This is a genomic window from Pseudomonas sp. FW507-12TSA (assembly GCF_058781435.1).
In genome coordinates this window covers 238386-255685 of sequence record NZ_JBYSWT010000001.1, presented here as the reverse complement: position 1 = coordinate 255685, position 17300 = coordinate 238386, and the positions used below count along the sequence as shown (strand labels likewise).

The following is a 17300-nucleotide window of genomic DNA, read 5'->3' as shown; positions in this document are numbered from 1 at the left end:
ACTTGCGGATAGGTTGGTACGAATGCAACGTCCGAGGTGCAATGACAGCTGGGGCGATGAGGAAGTATGCAGAGATGGGCTCTGCTTGCAGCAGAGCCGTTTCGTCCTCATTCTATGCAATCAGATAGCGCTGGTTGCAGGCCAGCTAGAAATGCATTCCACGTGGTTTGGTATTGGCAAGGGGGGGCAATGGCCGAAGAAAACAGGGAACGGGAGCTCATCGCCGAAGCAGCAGCGGAGTTTGACGTCCCCGTGGAGTTACTCGAAGAGCTTCTGGGGGTAGCCGAAAACTTTACCGGTTTTGCTGCATATGGGTCCAAAACCGATTTTTCGCGTCGAATAGCGCTTATTCTGGATGAGGCGGCCCAGCAGCGGGCTCAGTCATGAGCCAGGCCATCGAATTTACGTCCATTGAGGTCGAGAACATTTTTGCCTACGAGGGCAAAAGTACAATCGATTTGCGTGACTGCAATGGAGATCGGAGCATTGTCGTCATTTCTGGTCAGAACGGTGCCGGCAAAACCAGCTTGCTCAACGCCATCAAACTACTATTTCTCGGTCCAGAGAATGAAGAGATCCGGCGTGTGGGGTTCGGTGGAATCGCCCTGTCTCCGAAACATTTTGTCCTAGGGCAGCCGGGCCGATGGTACGGGGTTTTCAATAAGCACGCTCGTGATATTAGCGATCGTTCACGCGTTAAGCTCTCTTGGGTTCAGGATGGAAAACCCACCACTCTTGAGCGAGTCTTTTCCCGCACGTCAAACACCACGTTTACTGATCAACTGATCATTACTCATTCGGGTCAGCATCTTACAGATAGTGAATCCCGTGCCTTTCTTGCAAGCTTGGCACCAAGCGAGATCGTGCCGTTCTACTTTTTTGATGGTGAGCAGGTGCAGTCGTTTGCAGACGCAGAGGAAGGGCGAGAGCGGGGGGAGATTGAACGGCTTCTAAAGCTCTCTTTTATCACTGATCTCCTTCGCGAACTCGACTCATACTCGAAGAGCAAACGTCGTGCGGGTCTTCCCACAGAAGTGCAGCATGAGATCGTACAAGCCGAGAACGCTTTGCGAGAGGCAGAAGCCAAGATCGAGTCCTTGAATCGGCTACGCATAGAAACAGAAACTGAGTCCGAAGAACTTTCGCGTAAGCAAGAACAGTTGGATAGCCACCGTGACGGGCTTCGTACAGGGATTTCTGAGGAGGAGCAGCGCCGGATGCTTAATCGGATTGCGATCCTTGATATGCAGCGCGAAAAGCTCAATGCCGATTTGTGTGAAGTTTTACCGCCCGAGGCTCCATGGCTAGTCAATCTCGGTATTGTTAGACAGGTCTACCAGTTGCTAGATCAGCAGATGACTTCCAGCACGGATATGTCGTTGTCAAATAAGCTCCATGGGGAATTGCCGCAAGCACTGCGGAGTAGCTTGTCCCATTTGGAACCGCCGGTCGAGCTTTCCTCTTCGCAGTACCAAGCGTTTTCTGATGCGATAAAACAAGCTCTAGCTCAGCGCGGACTCTCTGCGGATGCATGCGTGAGCCCATTGCTCTTGGCTGTCAGCCCAAAGCAGGTCAAAGCACTCCGTGATCGTTATCTTGTTTGGGCCGAGCGTGGACCGGCTCTTGTTGCAGCGCAAACCGAGCAATTGCGTCGGATGCGCTCACTGACACAAGAAGCTGAACAGGCTAGGCGCGATTTGGAAGAAGCCGAGTTGACCACGGAAGGGGCCAAGCATCGTTTCGATGAGTTGAGCACAGAGATTGCGGCACTGAGTCGGCAAATAGAGGCCTACCGAGAGACTTTGGCGGAGCTGCGGATCAAGGAGGCTCAAACTGCCGAAAGTGCTGAGCAAGCCAGACAGCGTATCCGCCAGTGCGAGCAGCGCCATTCGACAGTTACTAAGGAGAATCGCGCCTATCAGTTGAGTCTCCGAGTCAGGCGCGCTTTGGAGTTTTTCCGGGACAAAAAGCGGATGCAGATCAGGCAATCTGTTGAGGACCACTTGAACGAGCGTATAAGTGTACTGTTGGCACCGAGCCAATTGATTAAATCCGTCACGCTCGATGATCTGTTCGTCATGAGGTACTTCGATGAACAAGGAGACGAGGTAGCACGCAGGAGCATTTCTGCGGGTATGCGTCAGTTGGTCGCGATGGGCATGCTGTGGGCATTGCGGGATGAGTCTGCTCGGGAGTTGCCGGTGATGATCGACACGCCGTTGGGGCGAATAGACCGCGAGAATCGTAGTTTGCTTATGAGTGAGTATTTCCCTAATGCTGGAAAACCACTAGTGCTGCTGCCCACCAATAGCGAGATGGATGAAGATGTACTTCGCAGCCTGGATGGTTTTATCCGCCGACGCTACGAGATTCAAAATGAAGGCGGTACGCGAGCGCGGATCGTACAAATTGACGCTAAGCGTTACGACGGGATATCAACACGATGATTAGCCTGTATTTTTCCGCAGAGGAAAAGGCTTTCATGGAGGAGCTTCTCAGTGTGGGGCTTGCAGCACCCGGGGGCCACAAATGGTGGCTGATTCGTTTTGCTATCGCTCGGTCCCTCAAAATTGATGGCGAGCCAGAGGAGCGATACGGACCGCCTTCAGCTAAAGGTGGATCTCGAAGTGAACTTAACCTAGAGCAAATAACAGGCTGGGGAAAAGAGGAAGCGCAGAACTTTGACGATGCCTTCAGGATGCTCTTCAGTGTTGTGCACAACGTAGAACTGTTTGATGGTGATCGCCGCTTTGTTGAGCTGGTACAACGGCATGCTCGGCGAGGGCTCGAGTCAATGCGTGGAGCATGGACGTCGGGGCGTAGTTTTTACGACTATCTGTTGGATGAGTTGTATCTTGATGCGGGGTACTCCGAGAGCATTGAGAGTAAAGAAGGCGATCGCGGCGCTGTCGACTTTGCAATGTTATCGCAGGGACTGCAGCAGCTCGGAGTCGCCGCCACGCCCGCAGCCGAAGTTCTAGAAGGACCGCGTTTGTCTCGGTTCCAGTTGACTCTAGCTGGAGTAGAAGATTACGAGCGCCTTAAGCGTGGTCTAGATGATTTGGCCTTCGCCATGGGATTAGGTAATACGGGGATTGCCCTAACCAAGGATTTTGGAGAGCGTCGCGTGGTACTCGATGTGCCACGACCTGCCGCCCACTGGCACGAAGTCTCATGGCCATTGATTACAGCTGCGTTGGCCAATCGCGAGGAGGCCATGCCGGTTTCACCCGGAGTGGATGTGCTCGGGCAACCGATAATCTTTGATCTAGCTGAGGCTCCGCACTTATTTATCGCTGGCGCCACAGGTAGTGGAAAGAGCGTTTGTCTAAACGCCCTCTTGCTTTCTCTAGTCATCTCTTCGCGGCCACCAGAGCTGCTGATGATTGATCCTAAGGGCGTAGATTTTGCCGACTTTAATGGCTATGCAGGGTTGCGTACTGGGAAAGTTATTACAGACATGGCCCAAGCCGTTGTGGCATTACGTGATGTTGTGGACGAAATGGAACAGCGCCAGGGACTGTTGCGCGAGTATGGAGCGCGCAACATTGCAGAGGCTCAGTTGGCAGGAGCACCTTTGCAGCGACTGGTAGTAGTTATTGATGAGTTGTCAGATTTTATGTTGGGCCGTACAGGAGGGGAGGAGCCGCTGATTCGCCTGGCACAAAAGGCCCGGGCAACTGGCATTCACCTATTGTTGGCTACTCAGCGTCCGGAGGCAGCGACTTTTTCTGGGCTCCTTCGGGCCAACGTGCCCGCACGCATCGCTTTGACCGTTCAGAAAGCGACTGATTCTCGGATAATTCTTGATGAAGCGGGTGCTGAGAAGTTGCTGATGCGTGGAGACATGCTGATCAAGCTTCCGGGTAGGCAGTGCCAGCGTGCGCACGGTGTAAGAGTTACCACTACTGACGTCAAGACTGCAGTAGCATCACGGAGCAGATGAATTACATGACACTCAGACCCACCCGTTTTGAATTGATGGAACTGACACTGTTGGATTTGGGGGCACTACGTGGTCAGCGTTCATTCCGCTTCCGCAACGAAGAGGGCGAGCCCACCAATGTGTTCATGATCATGGGCACCAATGGCGCTGGTAAAACAACTGTGCTGGAGGCGATTTATACTGGTATGCGCTTACTCGACGCGCGGGAGCATAGCTCTACTGGTATTGACGACATTGATCGTAAATCCGGTGGTTTACAGTTGGATGCTCGCGTGGCCCTGGATGATGGCAGCCGCTCCAAGCTATATCTATTGTCCATTTCGGTTGGTCGCCCTGGCTTGCTCAAGCGTTGGAAGGACGATGAGCTCGCTCAAGCTGGTGTTGAGAAACAGATTGTACTCTCTTACCGCTCGCGTATAAGCGGGCCTGGATTGGAACGTAGCGCTGAGTCGGACCCAGAGGCAATCGCCTTTTCTGAAGCTATTTTAGAACGCGTTGGTGAACCGCCTGCTGCATTATTTGATGTGGCTAATGGTTATCCATCGGTGCTGTATTTCCCCTCTGATCGCGGAATCCGTCGGCCGCCAGATGAGTCTCGTGCCATTGCACGGCCCGCAGGTTTGTATTACCGAGCAGCGCACCGCTTTGGCGCTGATGGTCAGAGCTGGGATGCGTCGATTGATAACCTGTTTGTTTGGTTCGCGTGGTTGGCCGATGGCCGTGAAGAAGAATGCCGCGAGCTAGTTAATCGTTTAGTTTTCCGAGGGGTTAAGCGTCTTGGCTCGGTAGACCGACCGAGTCTCTCTGTCCCCGTTGAAGTGGAGTCCGGTACTCATCGGATCGATCAGCTTAGTAGTGGGGAGCGTCAATTGGTTCAGCTGATTGTTCGAATTGCCAGCCACGTAACAGGTTCGACCATAGTGCTGATTGATGAGACTGAACAGCATCTACATCTGGTTATGCGCCGGCGCTTGATTAACATAATTAAGCAATGGGCTTGTGAGCACCAAGGCGTGTCCTTCGTTATGACATCCCATCAGGTCGACTCGTTACGCGTATTTGCTCCCAAGCTACATGAGCCGGGTTTGGTCAAGGGTGGCGCACTGCTCAAGCCGAAGCTGAAGGTGTGACCATGTCGATTGAAGTGCAGTCGTTCGACGATTTTGATTCGCTGCAGCAGATTGAGGCGCAACAATCTAACTTGATCCGAGTCGTGTTGGAGGGGCGGGACGATGTTGCGCTTTTCGCATCGCAGTGGTTCGTTGCCGAGCAGGAAGTGTTCGATTTCGTTGAGGCTGGCCACATTGTGGCCGGGGCTGGCTGCACGAGTGTTGCGAATGCAGTTGAACATAGTCGTAGTACTGATGGTGTGCCTGCAATCGGGATCGTAGATCGTGATGTTCTATTTCGAGAGCGAAATTGGGCGGCACTTTATGAGCAAGAACAGGACCGCTTTGAGGCAACTACGCTCAACGACCAAGTGCATGTGGCTTCGCTCTGGGAAATTGAAGCCTACCTTTTTGATCCAGATCTGCTCGGACATTTGGTGAGGGCTTGTTCGCGACGGCCGCCTGCGACAACGGCGCAGATGAGTGCTGCTTTGGAAAAAACACTTGCGGAGTGCGCATTGCTGCTTGATATCGCCCCGTATTTGGCCGGTAGCCATGAGGCGGGAGCGGCTGTAGCTGCAGGCTATTTATGCGATGCAAATGCCCAAAGGGTGCAAGCTGAGGTGGGTCGGCAGCTTGCAGAACTCACCCCACCTGGAGTTGCAGCGGCGACCCAGGTGCAGGCGCTGGTCGAGCAGATAAAGGCAGGACTACCTGTGGCTCCTTCGGAGCAGCTGCCCTTCTACCTACGTTATGTCGACACCAAGCGGCTTCTGCTGCGTCTGACGCATGCGCTGGGTCTTACTGCAAACATAAAATGGGTACTTGCAGCGCTACAGGAGGCTACAAGCCGTCGACCGCATGAGTTAGCGCAAGTCTTGGAAAGAGCAAGGCATCGTTTTGATGTGTATTGACCGGAGTGTTAACAGTGCACCGATTGCCGAAGTGATCAACCGAGCTGCGTCTCCTGAAATTGCCCCCTAAAACCTTCACTGGACAACCTAGCGATGTAGTTGGTTGTAAAGGAACGATGTTGTTTGGTCATCAGACACCTCTATCTGGCGATCATTTTCGCCTAAACGGGTGTCCGGTTTCATTATTTCACTACAGGGGGAGGGTTTAGCTAGAGCGGTTGTGAGGCAAATAAGGCTGAGCTCGGCTCGATTTGCCTCCTTATCGGTTTAATCCAACCCGGGACAATTGGCTATCTGGGCAGATAGAAGTTTCATGATTTTCGTGGCAGAGTCGATCGCCTGCATTGGCGTTACATGCTCAGCTAACAGGATTCGGCGCATTTGGGAGGAAGCAAACTTCTCCAACCCTGGGAAGCTTTTGCTCAAGTGAAGCCGCAGGGAGTTTTCCCTGACTTTGTCCACATCGAATTCGTTTTTATCCCAGACTAGCCTTACGTTGTATTTGGGCACCGATGGCTTCGATACCTTGGCCACCCGATAGATAGTGACGTACACCGGCCAGCCTTCATCACGCATTAGCCCCAGGGTTTCTGGCGGTGTTATTGAGATCCATTGAATACCTTGATCAACCAGCTCGGTTGAGAGCGTTGGGATGGCCTTGAGCAACATGGGCACTAGGCTGGCCACGCCCCGTACGCTCAGTAGCTTGTCGCATACGTGGTGATGCTGGGCGACGAACAGGGTCAACTCGCCCAGGTGCCCCTGGACAGTGGCGGGTATCCACTGGTTCAGCGGCTTGTATTTCGACGCGCGCATTGCACTGATCACAGCCTGATGAGTCAGGACCAAATCCGCTGCAAGGTCCGAGATTTTTTCGCTGGTCGGGCTTTGCCACCGCGTCATGCTTTGGCAATAGGCAATCAGCAACTGCGCGGAGTTATTACCCCGGCTCAGTTGGAACCGCGCCCGGCTAGCGGAGGCTTCCAGCCAGCGATAGTCGAGAAGCGCCCAGCGTTTGCCCAACTCCAGCAACTGCTTTTCCTTGTATCTCTCAAGGTCCTGATCGAGCACGATGAAAGCTAGGTCGTAATCGGCAAACACTCTACGAGTGCTGATTTGATCCTTGACAGCACGTACATATTTTTCGAGCTGTTGCACCGTCAGCGATGCTTTCACCTTGTTTTCAATCGCGACCAGAATCTTGTTCACCGGGTCGACCAGAAACAGATCCAGTCTGCCATTGGCGGTGCCTTTGTCGACTTTGATACTGAACTCGCGGGTGACGAAGGCCGCACCGAAGCTGCTGGTGCGAATTTTCCCCGGCGTCCACTTCGCAAAAAACTTGCGGTTGTCATAGGTGCAGCCATCGCTGGCGGCGTGAGCTGCTTCTAGGAAGTCCTTGATTACCCCGTCGCCTTGGGAATGGCCTTCATTGGGGTTCATGCACCAAGCAAGCACTTCAGAGTTCTGGTTCTCCAGAAGTTTCGTCACCTCAAAAACGTCGTCGACGGTTTTGTTGAGCTCCATCAGCTCCAACAGCTTAGGGTCCCTCAAGAATGCGTACAGTTCCGTCGCTTCCACGTTCACCTCTACGGTGGGCAAGTATTGATTACAAATGCCGGACGTCACTTCAAGGACCGGCAGGCCCGTCCATAGCCCAGTTCAAGCACTGTGCCATATATATGCCATCACCTGCATGGCTATCTGGATCGACTCAAATATTGCATTGTACGTATTTTGTACGGCAGTATATATTACGTACATTATCCGTATGTAGGCGCTTTCTAGCATGTCTAAAACTGAACGATTTGAAATGCGACTCGATGAAGAAACGGCCACCGCCATTGACCGCTGGCGTGATACACAGATGGCGGGTGTGTCACGAGCCCAGGCTGTTCGGGCGTTGATTGGCCATGGGCTTAACCACCCTGCAAGATTCAGTGATGGAGAAAGAACCCTGATCAAGCTCATGGGTGACCTTTTCGCTCATGTGGGGTCATCAACCTCTCAGACCGACCTTATTCTTAACGGCCTCAAGACCGGCAATGAGTGGATTGTTGACCTTGAATTGGGCGCATTTCTCAACAAAGAACCCACCACATCAATCACTGATGCCCGGTTCGTGTTGGCAACGCTGGAGATGTGGGACCTGTTTGAGCACACCCTCGAAGGCTTTGATGAGGAGCAAATGGCTGTGGTACTCGCGGAAACAGAGGGTGAGATAGCCTTGCGCCAGACGGGAAAAACTGCGCCGCCACGGGAATTCAAATTTTCCGGCTTTGACGCAGAAAGTGAAACCGACTTCATAAAAATTGCGGACTTCATCATTAATACAATGCAGAAGTTCCCGCGATTCAAAGGGCGCGACCTTAGGTGTGGTCAGCAAGGCTCAAGTGAACACTATTTGGAAAAGCTGAATTACCACAAAAGCCTTGTCCCCTTGCTCATTGACCGCAGCCCCTCCGCCGAAGAGGTCCGTACGTTCACGCTGCAACGCGCCAACATCGCAATCGGGGAGTTTCTGGCATTGAATGAGATGAGAAGGAGAACCCAGTCCGACCTTTCGTAGAGCACCGGATGTAGTGGTCTACTAACCCCGGACATCATTTTAGGCGAGAATCATCGCCATACAGAGTGAATCGAGCCAAACAGCCTGTAAGCCCCCCAGCCTGCAGGCAAAAAAAAGGTTCTTCACGGATTACCGGGAAAGACACTCTTGATCTTCATGAAGAAGAACTCGCTGTCCCGGTAACCGTAGGCCACCCGTTTGATGACCTTTATCCGATTGTTTATTCCTTCTAACTACCCCGTATGCATCGGCCAGCGAACTCGACTTACGATGCCTCGCCAGTATTTTTTCAACCTCCTGGCAAACTGGATCAGCGCGGGGATGGCACTTTCATCAGCATGACGCAGCCACTGCTTCCAGGCCGATCTCCAGCCCCAAGCACTACTCGGTGACCACAGCGCTTTGAGTTCAGCTTTCATCAAATACACCGTCATCAACGACTGGTTAGCGGCCAGCAAATCCTGCAGGCGAACCTGCTGCTCCGGCTGCTTCAGGTTCTGCGGGTTGCGCAGCAGCAACCAGCGGGCTTGCTTGATGACCCTACGAGCCGGTTTGTCATGACGCAGTCGGTTGGCCTCATCAACCCGAACACGATCAATCACCTCTCGACCATATTTGGCCACTACATGGAACAGGTCATAGATCACTCGCGCCTTGGGACAGTGTTGGCGAACCTCCAGGTCAAACGCGGTGTTCATGTCCATCGCCACGGCCTCAATTCGAGCGCATCCCTCTGGCCCCAATTCCTCGGAAAATGGCCTGATCGCTGCCCGGCTGCGGCCCTCGCCGATCCAGAGTACTCGTCGTGTATCCGCGTCCAGCACCACGCTGGCATAACGGTGACCTTTGAACAGTGCGAACTCGTCCATCACCAGTCGCCGTGGCTGGGCTTTGGGGAGCGCGCTCAAGGTCACTTGCAACGCGCGCCGCTCCAGCAACCGAACACAGCTCCAGTGCAGCCCGAACAACTGCGCCACATGCAGTGTCGCAAGGCGTTCGCAGGCTTGAGTGACGGCCTCTGCCAGGCGCCGCGTCATGCGCGCGTAGCGATCCAGCCAGCTAACCACTTCCATGCGTTTGCCGCAGTCACGTCAGTTGACCCGCCGGAGCAAAACGTTGAGACGCACTGCGCGCCCCAGGATCGGCAGGTCACGAACGACCCGCCTGCAATACTCATGATTGGTTGAACAGGGTTTGTGACAGCCGCCACAAGACGGGAACCGATTGGCCAGGGGAATGAGATCGAGTTGGAGGGCGTCGCCGTCGGACTTGATCGTGACGACAGAAAAGCCGTCCCAGAAAGGAAGAAAAGTATTAATATCGCGCACAAGAACGCCGGTTTTTTAGATTTGTTTGCTCGCACGAACATCATCTATCAAATCGGCGTTTTTGTTTCTGAGTTTCCCGAGATTCCGTGAAGAACCAAAAAAAAGCCCACCGAGCGGCGGGCTTGCTAGGACTGCGCTGATCAGATCGACGGAGTATGGACGCCGGCAGTCGCAGTGGTGACCATGTTGAACATGTTGATCCCGGGAGCGCCATCGTCAATCCACTTTTTCACTTCTGGGAAGCAGCAGTAGCGGACAATCGTGGGCAGCACGATCGAGCTGATGCTGCTGGCGAAGCCCTGGACAGTCAGTCGGTCGGCCGGACGCGCTTTCAGGTTCTCGAAGCCAGAGCTGGCGAAGTACTCCTGCACCAAGGGGAGTAGTTCGTCCTCGCCTTGCAAGTCGGAAGCGTAGAAATACCAGTTCTGGTAGTTGAAGCACTGGCAAATACGCTCAACCACAGCGAGGAACTGGCTAGGGTTGATGCCCATGGCCAGGCACGCACCGAACAGGGTGTCGACCTGCAGTGGGGACTGGCCGTTCTCGATTTTGGCCCAGGCGCTTGGGGTCTTCCCGACAAATTGGGCGAGATGGGACTGATGGAATCCACGCTCCAACCTCACGTCCTTGAGAGCGAGAAGACAGACGGTGGAGTAGTTTGCGGAGCGTTGCGGTGGAGCGGATGTGAATTGCATAGGCTATGTCCTGACGGGATTGTGTTTGTCCTGCTGGGATAGTGTACTGACTTGGAGGGCCGCTTCAATACTGCTGTCCTGCTTTGTTAGGTTGAACGTTACCTACAGCGGCAGACTCGCGGCTTTGCGACGAATGGCACAACCCAGACGGTACCGGGCTGACCGCCATAATGCTGGCTGATTGATACCCTTGTCGGTATCTTTCATATCTCAATCGGAACGGCGCCACGTCCATGATCAAATCCGTCTTAACCACCATCTGGCCAGGCCTTGAGAGCGTTCTGAACACGCACGAAGAAAACATGGCCAACGCCCTGCCACACCTCCAGAAACTGTGCTTGTCGTGCAAATGCGGCGCGCTTGCGATCCTGATCCCGGGGACAGCGGACCGCTACCGATGCCGCAAAGAGACGTGCGGTCGCCAGTTCATCAGCGCCACGCACAACATCGAGATTGAGCTGAGCGACCGCTACGGGACTGCGGTGGTGAAGGACTATGGCGAGCTCGTCAAAGGCCTCCGCTAGAGCCGCACGGCCTGACGCAGGTATGCAAACAGCAGGCACAAAAAAGCCCGGCCGATGCCGGGTTTTGTCATCCTGCAGATGTTAGGCCGCAGCCAGCTTCATGCGGGCAATACCACGGTCGAAGTAGTCGTGGAAGCGCGCATTTTTGCCGTACACGATGCTGGTGAGCGAGTCCTGGGTGTCATGCTCGACCATCTGGCGGTGACCTGGAGCTACAAACAGGTGGTCCTCGGTCATCTTGCCCCGCTTCATGCACAGATTGCATCGCCGAGGTAGCACAAGATTTTGAGTCGAGGACGCTACCGTTACATCGCCGCTGCACGCATCGCATCATTCAGCTTCACTCCACACAGAAGGCTCTGGATTCTAACTTAGCGCTTTGATGAGGGGCTCTGGGACGCACAAAAGAAAACGCCCCGGTTTAAACCCGGGGCGTTTCGTTACCAGAAGATCAGGTGACTTCGATCAACGCCATATCAGCAACGATCTTCTCGAAGGCCGCTGCGTCATTGTGGAACGCGCTGTAGGCGTCAAAACCGCGATCTTTGAATTGGTTGTAGATCGAGCCCTTGCCGAACAGCGCATAGCGCGCCGGCTTGGTGGCACGGATCACAAGGCGGGCAGAAGCCGGCAGGTCTTTGCCCTGGTATTCGCTGTTATCCCAGGCAGAACGCGGGGCATAGCGGCCTTTCGACAATTCCACGCACTCCTCGACGCCGGCATCGTTGGTGTAGCCAGTAGGGCAGCCTGCAGGCAGCGAGCCGACCTCGAGCACGAAGTTAGCCTCATGCGTCTGGTTGCCCGGGTTCCAGAAGGTCAGGCGAACCGGGTTTACCACGGTCGCATAGTTGTCCAGGGAACTGGTGCTGCCCGACCACTCCAGTAGGCCATCGCCAGTAACGCGGGAGTTCAAGATCTCGTCACCGCCACCACCTGGGAGGAAGACGTGGGCGTCTTTGCCTTGCATTGCAGCGAATACCGCAGCGATCTCGTCCGGGGTGTGCCACTCGGCACGGTCAGGAACCTCGCCGCCGAACAGGACGGAGAGCTTCTCCTCCCACGAATCGATCATCTCTTTTTGGTCTTCCGAAACTTCCAGTTTATTCGACACGTATGGGTCCTCAGTGTGTGTTGGCGGGCTGTGAGCGATCGTCGTGGCCGCCCATTCAACCCAAAGTGCGGCGCAATCATATGCCGCTCTGAATAGACGCGGCGCACTATTCACGCCTGCACTAAATTTAACGAGGCAACGGTTACGCAGGAGTTTGGCGGGCCCACCTGCGGTGCAGGAAGTACACCAGGGTGAGGACCGAGCAGCCGAAACCGAACTCGCCGTTACGGTTGTACCTCTCGCCTACCGCGTAGAAGACGACGGCAGAGCCGATGCCGACCAGTATGATGATCAGCAGCGGCATCAACAGGGGGTTGATCTTGTTCAAGGGGAACGCGCTCCATGCGGGGTAAATGGCCCCGGCGGCCTTGCCCCGGGCTGAGGTGGCGGCGAGTCTACCTCCGGTGGGCCGGTTATCGCAGGAATCCGCCACTCGCCGCGGATCTTCTGCAGGCTGGCCTTCTCTTGCCTGTGGCTCTTGCCCACCCGCGGGCTTTGTGAAAGCCGCGTTGGTTTCTGGCTGCGACAGTTTTAATTCTCTAGAAAATGTGATCGAACGGGGTTATTGGAAGCTGCGACAGTTTTGCGTTTCCTCAAAGCAAAGCTGAAGGCCCCGGAAAATGGGACCCTTTAGCGACAGTTTTTATTCACTAAATTCACCCGGCTGTAGATAACGGCAACTGCTGCAACCAACAGGGAGCCTGTCCAGGCTCCCTTTTTTGTCCATGCGCCTTTACCTCTCCCTGGGCTTTTTCACTGAACCCCATGGATTCACGCCGCTACCCGGGCTCTGGATAATCCCGGCCGGCCCCTGCCAAAAGACCTGCTTGAGTGGCGCAGGATCGACTTACGCCGGGTTTTCGCAAAAACTAGGCAGCTTCACAGCTGTTGCGCCCTGGCCTGCTCCCAGGTCGATACTTTTATCCAGCGGATGGAAAACCAATGAAGCTTCGCTTGATTCATGGATGGATAATCGTGCTGATCCTGGTTGTCCTGGGGCTGGGGACGCTGACGCCGGTGCTGTCCAATGGCCTGTTGCTGCTGATGGATCGGGACAACTTCATTCCGGCGGAGTCCTCGATCTGGACCTTTGAACCGACCCTGATCAACCAGGGCTCATCTTCCTACTGGGTGTACGGGGAGGATCGGCAGTACTACTTCTACTTTTCCTATGCTGAAGACCAGCCGTATAGGTTGATCGCCAAAAACAACCGGTGCCCGGGATTCCATCGGCACGATGTGCAGACCTGGTGCGCCCCCTGACGCCATGGCGGTGGATTATGCTGCTGGCTCGTGGCGCCCGTCGGCTGGGCGCCGCCATTCGAGATAAGCCATGGACAGATTTCAGGAAATGCAGGTGTTCGTCTGTGTCGCCCAGGAGCAGGGGTTCGCTGCCGCGGCGCGGCGCCTGAACCTGTCGGCGGCCAGCGTCACCCGGGCCGTGGCGGCCCTGGAGCAACGCATCGGCACCCAGTTGCTGGTGCGTACCACGCGCAATGTGCACCTGAGCGAAGCCGGGCAACGCTACCTGGAGGATTGCCGACGCATCCTCGCCGAGGTCCAGGATGCCGAGGCCTCGGCTGCCGGCATCCATGCCCAGCCCCGGGGCCAACTGAGCCTGACTGCGCCGGTGCTATTCGGCGAACTCTTCGTCACCCCGCTGCTGGTGCGCTACCTGCAACGTTATCCACAGGTCAGCGTCAACGCCTTGTTGGTGGATCGGATGGCCAACATGGTGGACGAGGGCATCGACGTGGCAGTACGCATCGGCGAGCTGCCGGACAGCGGCCAGCACAGCATCCGCGTCGGTGAGGTACGCCGGGTGATCTGCGCCTCTGCGGCATTCCTGGCCAACCATGGCCGACCGCAGCACCCCGAAGACTTGCGCCAGGCGCCGGTGATCGCTCCGTCTTCCATTGGCCAGGCGCGCAACTGGCAGTTCAACGTCGCCGGCCGCGCCTTGAGCATTCGCCCCGAGCCTCGCTTGCTGGTGAGCGCCAGCCAGGCCGCCATCACCGCCGCCGGCCTGGGGCTGGGCCTGACCCGGGTGCTGTCATATCAAGTGGCCGACAAGGTCGCGGCAGGGCAGCTGGAAATCGTCCTCGAGGCCTTCGAGCAGCCTCCCTTGCCCATCCATGTGGTGTACCAGGGTGGGCGCAAGGCGCCAGCGCGGGTGCGCAGCTTCGTCGATTTCGCGGTACAGGCCCTGCGCGAGCATCCATCGCTCAATCCTTGAGCAAGATTGTTTCATCAGATGAAATGATGGTTTGTGATTTCTGGTGATTCTGTTGTTTTTGCCCTGGCAGGAAGATAGCCCCTCCAGCGCGGCGCTTCGACCGTGCACCTGCCCGTGGAGTCGTCCATGTCCCAGCCCGCCATCAAGTTCTACAACTTTCCTCGCTCCGGCCATGCCCACCGCGTCGAGCTGATGCTGTCCCTGTTGGAGTTGCCGGTCGAAACGATTTTCGTCGACCTGGCCAAGGGTGCCCACAAGCAGCCCGAGTTCCTGGCCCTCAACGCCTTTGGCCAGGTGCCGGTCATCGACGACCAGGGCGTGGTGATCGCCGATTCCAACGCCATCCTGGTGTACCTGGCGCAGCGCTATGGCGATGGTCGCTGGCTGCCCACCGATCCAGTGGGAGCGGCGCAGGTGCAGCGCTGGTTGTCGGTGGCCGCGGGGCCGATCGCCTTCGGGCCGGCGGCGGCACGCTTGATCACCGTATTCGGCGCAACCTTCAACCCCGAGGAAGTCATCGCCCGCGCCCATGTCCTGCTCAAGGTCATGGACCAGGAACTGGCCGGCAGGCCGTTCCTGGTCGGCCAGCAGGCGACCATCGCCGATGTCGCCGGCTACAGCTACATCGCCCACGCGCCGGAGGGCAACGTGTCGCTGGCCGACTACCCCCATGTGCGTGCCTGGCTGGAACGCATCGAAGCCCTGCCGGGTTTCGTCGCCATGCCATCCACGGCGGCGGGCCTGAAAAGCGCCTGAGGCGCCCCGAGGGAGGTTTGCATGAGCACCCAGTCGCCCTGGCACGCCGGTGAACGGCAGTTGCAGGCCCAGGCCGGGGTGGCCGAGCGCATGGAAGCCTTCGGGGCCAAGGTCATCCGCCAGGCCATGCCCGACCAGCATCGGCAGTTTTACCAACAGCTGCCGTTCATCCTGGTGGGCGCGGTGGATGCCGATGGCAGCCCGTGGGCGAGCATTCTCGAAGGGCCCCCCGGTTTTGCCCGGGCCCCGCAGGACACCCGGCTGCGCCTGGACCGCCTGCCGGCCAGCGATGACCCGTTGCAGTTGCACGAGGGCGCGGCGCTGGGCCTGTTGGGGATCGAGTTGCATACCCGGCGGCGTAACCGCCTCAACGGGCAGATCGCCACCCTCGACGCCCAGGGGTTCGAGGTGAGGGTGCAGCAGTCCTTCGGCAACTGCCCGCAGTACATCCAGCTGCGCGAGCTGCAACAGGTGCCCCTGGGCGACCCCGCCAGCCGCCCGGCCCAGCATCACCGGGGCCTGGACGATGCGGCGCGGGCATTGATCGCTGCCGCAGACACCTTCTTCGTCGCCAGCTACGTCGATTTGGAGGGCCAGCGTTCGGTGGATGTATCCCACCGTGGCGGCCAGGCCGGTTTCGTCCGGGTCGAGGGCGATTGCCTGACCATCCCGGATTTCGCCGGCAACCTGCATTTCAACACCCTGGGCAACCTGCTGCTCAACCCTCGGGCCGGCCTGTTGTTCATCGATTTCCACAGCGGCGAGCTGCTGCAGCTCACCGGCTCCACCCAGATCATCCTCGACGGTCCACTGGTCAGTGCCTTCCAGGGGGCCGAGCGGCTGTGGCGGGTCAAGGTGGAGCGCATGGTGCGGCGCCCGGCGGCCTTGTCCCTGCGTGGGCCGTTGCGCGGGGTGTCCCCCAACAGCCTGCTGACCGGCTCCTGGCTCGAGGCCGAGGCGCGCCTGCGGGCCCAGGCCCTGGGCAAGCAATGGCGGCCGCTGCGGGTGGTGCGGATCGAGGATGAAAGCCGCAACATCCGTTCGTTCTACCTGGAACCGGCGGACGGCGCGGGCTTGCCGTCTTTCCTGCCCGGCCAGCACCTGCCGTTGCGGATCGGGCTCGACCCACAGCCGCTGATCCGCACCTACAGCCTGTCCAGCGCCCCGTCCGATGGATTCCTGCGCATCAGCGTCAAGCGCGAAGGGCGGGTGTCCAGCTACCTGCACGATGGGGTCGAGGTGGGCGACCTGCTGCACGCCAGGGCGCCCCAGGGCCAGTTCAGCATCGACCCCCACGGGCTGCGACCACTGGTACTGCTGGCGGCCGGGGTGGGTATCACGCCCTTGCTGTCGATGCTGCGCGAGGTGGTCTACCAAGGCCTGCGTACCCGGCGCATGCGCCCCACCTGGTTGTTCCTGGGCTCGCGCACTCTTGCCGAACAGCCCTTTGCCGGGGAGCTGCGAACCCTCGGTGAACAAGTCGGGGAGGCGCTGCAGGTGCTGCGCCTGCTTAGCCAGCCGGAGGCGACGGCGCAGCCGGGCGTGACCTTCGATCGGCAGGGGCGGATCGACACCCGGCTGGTGCTTGAGCATCTGCAACTGGATGACTACGACGCCGTGGATTTCGTGCTGTGTGGTCCCGGTGCCTTCACCCAGGCGTTGTACGACCAGTTGCGGGACCTGGATATCGACGATCGGCAGATCCATGCCGAGACCTTCGGTCCCTCGACCCTGCGTCGGCGGCCCGATGCCCAGGCCGTGCCGTTGCAGCAGCCGGCGGCGGCCACGAGCACGGTGCCGGTGCGCTTTGAGCGTTCTGGCCTGGTACATCACTGGCAACCCGCTGGCGGCAGCCTGCTGCAACTGGCGGAGCGCGCCGGCCTGCACCCGGAATTCAGTTGCCGGGGTGGTTCTTGCGGCACCTGCCAGACTCGCCTGCTCAGTGGCCAGGTCAATTATCCACAGCCCCCGGCGCAGTTGCCGGAAGCCGGGCAGGTGCTGATCTGCTGCGCGGTTCCCGCTGCTGTGGATAACTCATCTTCACCCCTGGTGCTGGACCTGTAGAACGAAGAAAAAAATCCTTCCCGACGATTGCCGCCAACCCGCCCCCTG

At 57.3% G+C, this 17300-nt stretch carries 17 protein-coding genes and 1 pseudogene; 12 read left to right on the top strand and 6 right to left on the bottom strand.

Going from position 1 to position 17300, the window contains the following annotated elements; genetic code table 11:
• Positions 1–189 precede the first annotated feature (189 nt).
• The 5 genes from AC3WK8_RS01210 to AC3WK8_RS01190 are packed head-to-tail and all read left to right on the top strand — an operon-like array spanning position 190 to position 5969.
• The gene (locus tag AC3WK8_RS01210; protein ID WP_103324381.1) at positions 190–387 is read left to right on the top strand and encodes a hypothetical protein; all 198 of its coding nucleotides are present in this window, start codon (positions 190–192) and stop codon (positions 385–387) included.
• A complete protein-coding gene (dndD, locus tag AC3WK8_RS01205) occupies positions 384–2447 on the top strand; it encodes a DNA sulfur modification protein DndD (protein WP_103324380.1) in 2064 nt (687 codons plus the stop codon). Before AC3WK8_RS01210 ends, dndD begins: the two co-directional genes overlap by 4 nt.
• Positions 2444–3946, top strand: a complete 1503-nt coding sequence (locus tag AC3WK8_RS01200) for an FtsK/SpoIIIE domain-containing protein (protein ID WP_103324379.1) — start codon at positions 2444–2446, stop codon at positions 3944–3946. Before dndD ends, AC3WK8_RS01200 begins: the two co-directional genes overlap by 4 nt.
• A 5-nt stretch (positions 3947–3951) precedes the next feature.
• On the top strand, positions 3952–5076 hold the full coding sequence (locus tag AC3WK8_RS01195; protein WP_158250049.1) for an AAA family ATPase: 1125 nt from the start codon (positions 3952–3954) through the stop codon (positions 5074–5076).
• 2 nt (positions 5077–5078) lie between these two features.
• Positions 5079–5969, top strand: a complete 891-nt coding sequence (locus AC3WK8_RS01190) for a hypothetical protein (RefSeq protein WP_103324377.1) — start codon at positions 5079–5081, stop codon at positions 5967–5969.
• Positions 5970–6236: 267 nt separating this feature from the next.
• On the opposite strand, the gene AC3WK8_RS01185 is transcribed toward AC3WK8_RS01190, so the two are convergent.
• Positions 6237–7550, bottom strand: a complete 1314-nt coding sequence (locus AC3WK8_RS01185; RefSeq protein WP_103324447.1) for a PDDEXK-like family protein — start codon at positions 7548–7550, stop codon at positions 6237–6239.
• 208 nt (positions 7551–7758) lie between these two features.
• Between AC3WK8_RS01185 and AC3WK8_RS01180 the strand changes: the two genes are divergently transcribed.
• The gene (locus AC3WK8_RS01180; RefSeq protein WP_146043245.1) at positions 7759–8538 is read left to right on the top strand and encodes a YfbU family protein; all 780 of its coding nucleotides are present in this window, start codon (positions 7759–7761) and stop codon (positions 8536–8538) included.
• 122 nt (positions 8539–8660) lie between these two features.
• Here AC3WK8_RS01180 and AC3WK8_RS01175 read toward each other — a convergent pair.
• Positions 8661–9812, bottom strand: a pseudogene (locus tag AC3WK8_RS01175) (ISL3 family transposase).
• Here AC3WK8_RS01175 and AC3WK8_RS01170 point away from each other — a divergent pair.
• Positions 9735–9956, top strand: coding sequence for a hypothetical protein (locus tag AC3WK8_RS01170; protein WP_256592250.1), 222 nt, complete (start codon positions 9735–9737; stop codon positions 9954–9956). The pseudogene AC3WK8_RS01175 and the gene AC3WK8_RS01170 sit on opposite strands and share 78 nt — an antisense overlap.
• A gap of 50 nt (positions 9957–10006) precedes the next feature.
• Here AC3WK8_RS01170 and AC3WK8_RS01165 read toward each other — a convergent pair whose 3' ends face one another.
• Positions 10007–10561, bottom strand: a complete 555-nt coding sequence (locus AC3WK8_RS01165) for a helix-turn-helix domain-containing protein (RefSeq protein WP_146043244.1) — start codon at positions 10559–10561, stop codon at positions 10007–10009.
• 233 nt (positions 10562–10794) lie between these two features.
• Here AC3WK8_RS01165 and AC3WK8_RS01160 point away from each other — a divergent pair, with 233 nt between their 5' ends.
• Positions 10795–11085, top strand: a complete 291-nt coding sequence (locus AC3WK8_RS01160) for a hypothetical protein (RefSeq protein ID WP_103324374.1) — start codon at positions 10795–10797, stop codon at positions 11083–11085.
• An 81-nt stretch (positions 11086–11166) separates the two neighbouring features.
• Here AC3WK8_RS01160 and AC3WK8_RS01155 read toward each other — a convergent pair whose 3' ends face one another.
• From AC3WK8_RS01155 to AC3WK8_RS01145, 3 genes are all read right to left on the bottom strand, one after another.
• The gene (locus AC3WK8_RS01155) at positions 11167–11322 is read right to left on the bottom strand and encodes a hypothetical protein (RefSeq protein ID WP_207245029.1); all 156 of its coding nucleotides are present in this window, start codon (positions 11320–11322) and stop codon (positions 11167–11169) included.
• Between the two features lie 214 nt (positions 11323–11536).
• On the bottom strand, positions 11537–12196 hold the full coding sequence (locus AC3WK8_RS01150; protein WP_146043243.1) for a hypothetical protein: 660 nt from the start codon (positions 12194–12196) through the stop codon (positions 11537–11539).
• Positions 12197–12338: 142 nt separating this feature from the next.
• A complete protein-coding gene (locus tag AC3WK8_RS01145) occupies positions 12339–12524 on the bottom strand; it encodes a hypothetical protein (RefSeq protein ID WP_103324372.1) in 186 nt (61 codons plus the stop codon).
• 614 nt (positions 12525–13138) lie between these two features.
• Here AC3WK8_RS01145 and AC3WK8_RS01140 point away from each other — a divergent pair.
• From AC3WK8_RS01140 to AC3WK8_RS01125, 4 genes are all read left to right on the top strand, one after another.
• A complete protein-coding gene (locus AC3WK8_RS01140) occupies positions 13139–13459 on the top strand; it encodes a hypothetical protein (protein ID WP_103324371.1) in 321 nt (106 codons plus the stop codon).
• 70 nt (positions 13460–13529) lie between these two features.
• The gene (locus AC3WK8_RS01135) at positions 13530–14432 is read left to right on the top strand and encodes a LysR family transcriptional regulator (protein ID WP_103324370.1); all 903 of its coding nucleotides are present in this window, start codon (positions 13530–13532) and stop codon (positions 14430–14432) included.
• Between the two features lie 126 nt (positions 14433–14558).
• Entirely contained in the window at positions 14559–15188 is a 630-nt protein-coding gene (locus tag AC3WK8_RS01130) for a glutathione S-transferase family protein (protein ID WP_022641981.1), read from the top strand.
• A gap of 21 nt (positions 15189–15209) precedes the next feature.
• Entirely contained in the window at positions 15210–17252 is a 2043-nt protein-coding gene (locus AC3WK8_RS01125) for a pyridoxamine 5'-phosphate oxidase family protein (RefSeq protein WP_103324369.1), read from the top strand.
• The last annotated feature ends 48 nt before the right edge of the window (positions 17253–17300 follow it).

Coding starts and splice junctions, on each gene's coding strand:
- dndD (WP_103324380.1), top strand. CDS start 384: ATGAGCCAGGCCATCGAATTTACGTCCATTGAGGTCGAGAACATTTTT.
- AC3WK8_RS01180 (WP_146043245.1), top strand. CDS start 7,759: ATGTCTAAAACTGAACGATTTGAAATGCGACTCGATGAAGAAACGGCC.
- AC3WK8_RS01190 (WP_103324377.1), top strand. CDS start 5,079: ATGTCGATTGAAGTGCAGTCGTTCGACGATTTTGATTCGCTGCAGCAG.
- AC3WK8_RS01210 (WP_103324381.1), top strand. CDS start 190: ATGGCCGAAGAAAACAGGGAACGGGAGCTCATCGCCGAAGCAGCAGCG.
- AC3WK8_RS01140 (WP_103324371.1), top strand. CDS start 13,139: ATGAAGCTTCGCTTGATTCATGGATGGATAATCGTGCTGATCCTGGTT.
- AC3WK8_RS01135 (WP_103324370.1), top strand. CDS start 13,530: ATGGACAGATTTCAGGAAATGCAGGTGTTCGTCTGTGTCGCCCAGGAG.
- AC3WK8_RS01200 (WP_103324379.1), top strand. CDS start 2,444: ATGATTAGCCTGTATTTTTCCGCAGAGGAAAAGGCTTTCATGGAGGAG.
- AC3WK8_RS01155 (WP_207245029.1), bottom strand. CDS start 11,322: ATGACCGAGGACCACCTGTTTGTAGCTCCAGGTCACCGCCAGATGGTC.
- AC3WK8_RS01160 (WP_103324374.1), top strand. CDS start 10,795: ATGATCAAATCCGTCTTAACCACCATCTGGCCAGGCCTTGAGAGCGTT.
- AC3WK8_RS01130 (WP_022641981.1), top strand. CDS start 14,559: ATGTCCCAGCCCGCCATCAAGTTCTACAACTTTCCTCGCTCCGGCCAT.
- AC3WK8_RS01125 (WP_103324369.1), top strand. CDS start 15,210: ATGAGCACCCAGTCGCCCTGGCACGCCGGTGAACGGCAGTTGCAGGCC.
- AC3WK8_RS01195 (WP_158250049.1), top strand. CDS start 3,952: ATGACACTCAGACCCACCCGTTTTGAATTGATGGAACTGACACTGTTG.
- AC3WK8_RS01165 (WP_146043244.1), bottom strand. CDS start 10,561: ATGCAATTCACATCCGCTCCACCGCAACGCTCCGCAAACTACTCCACC.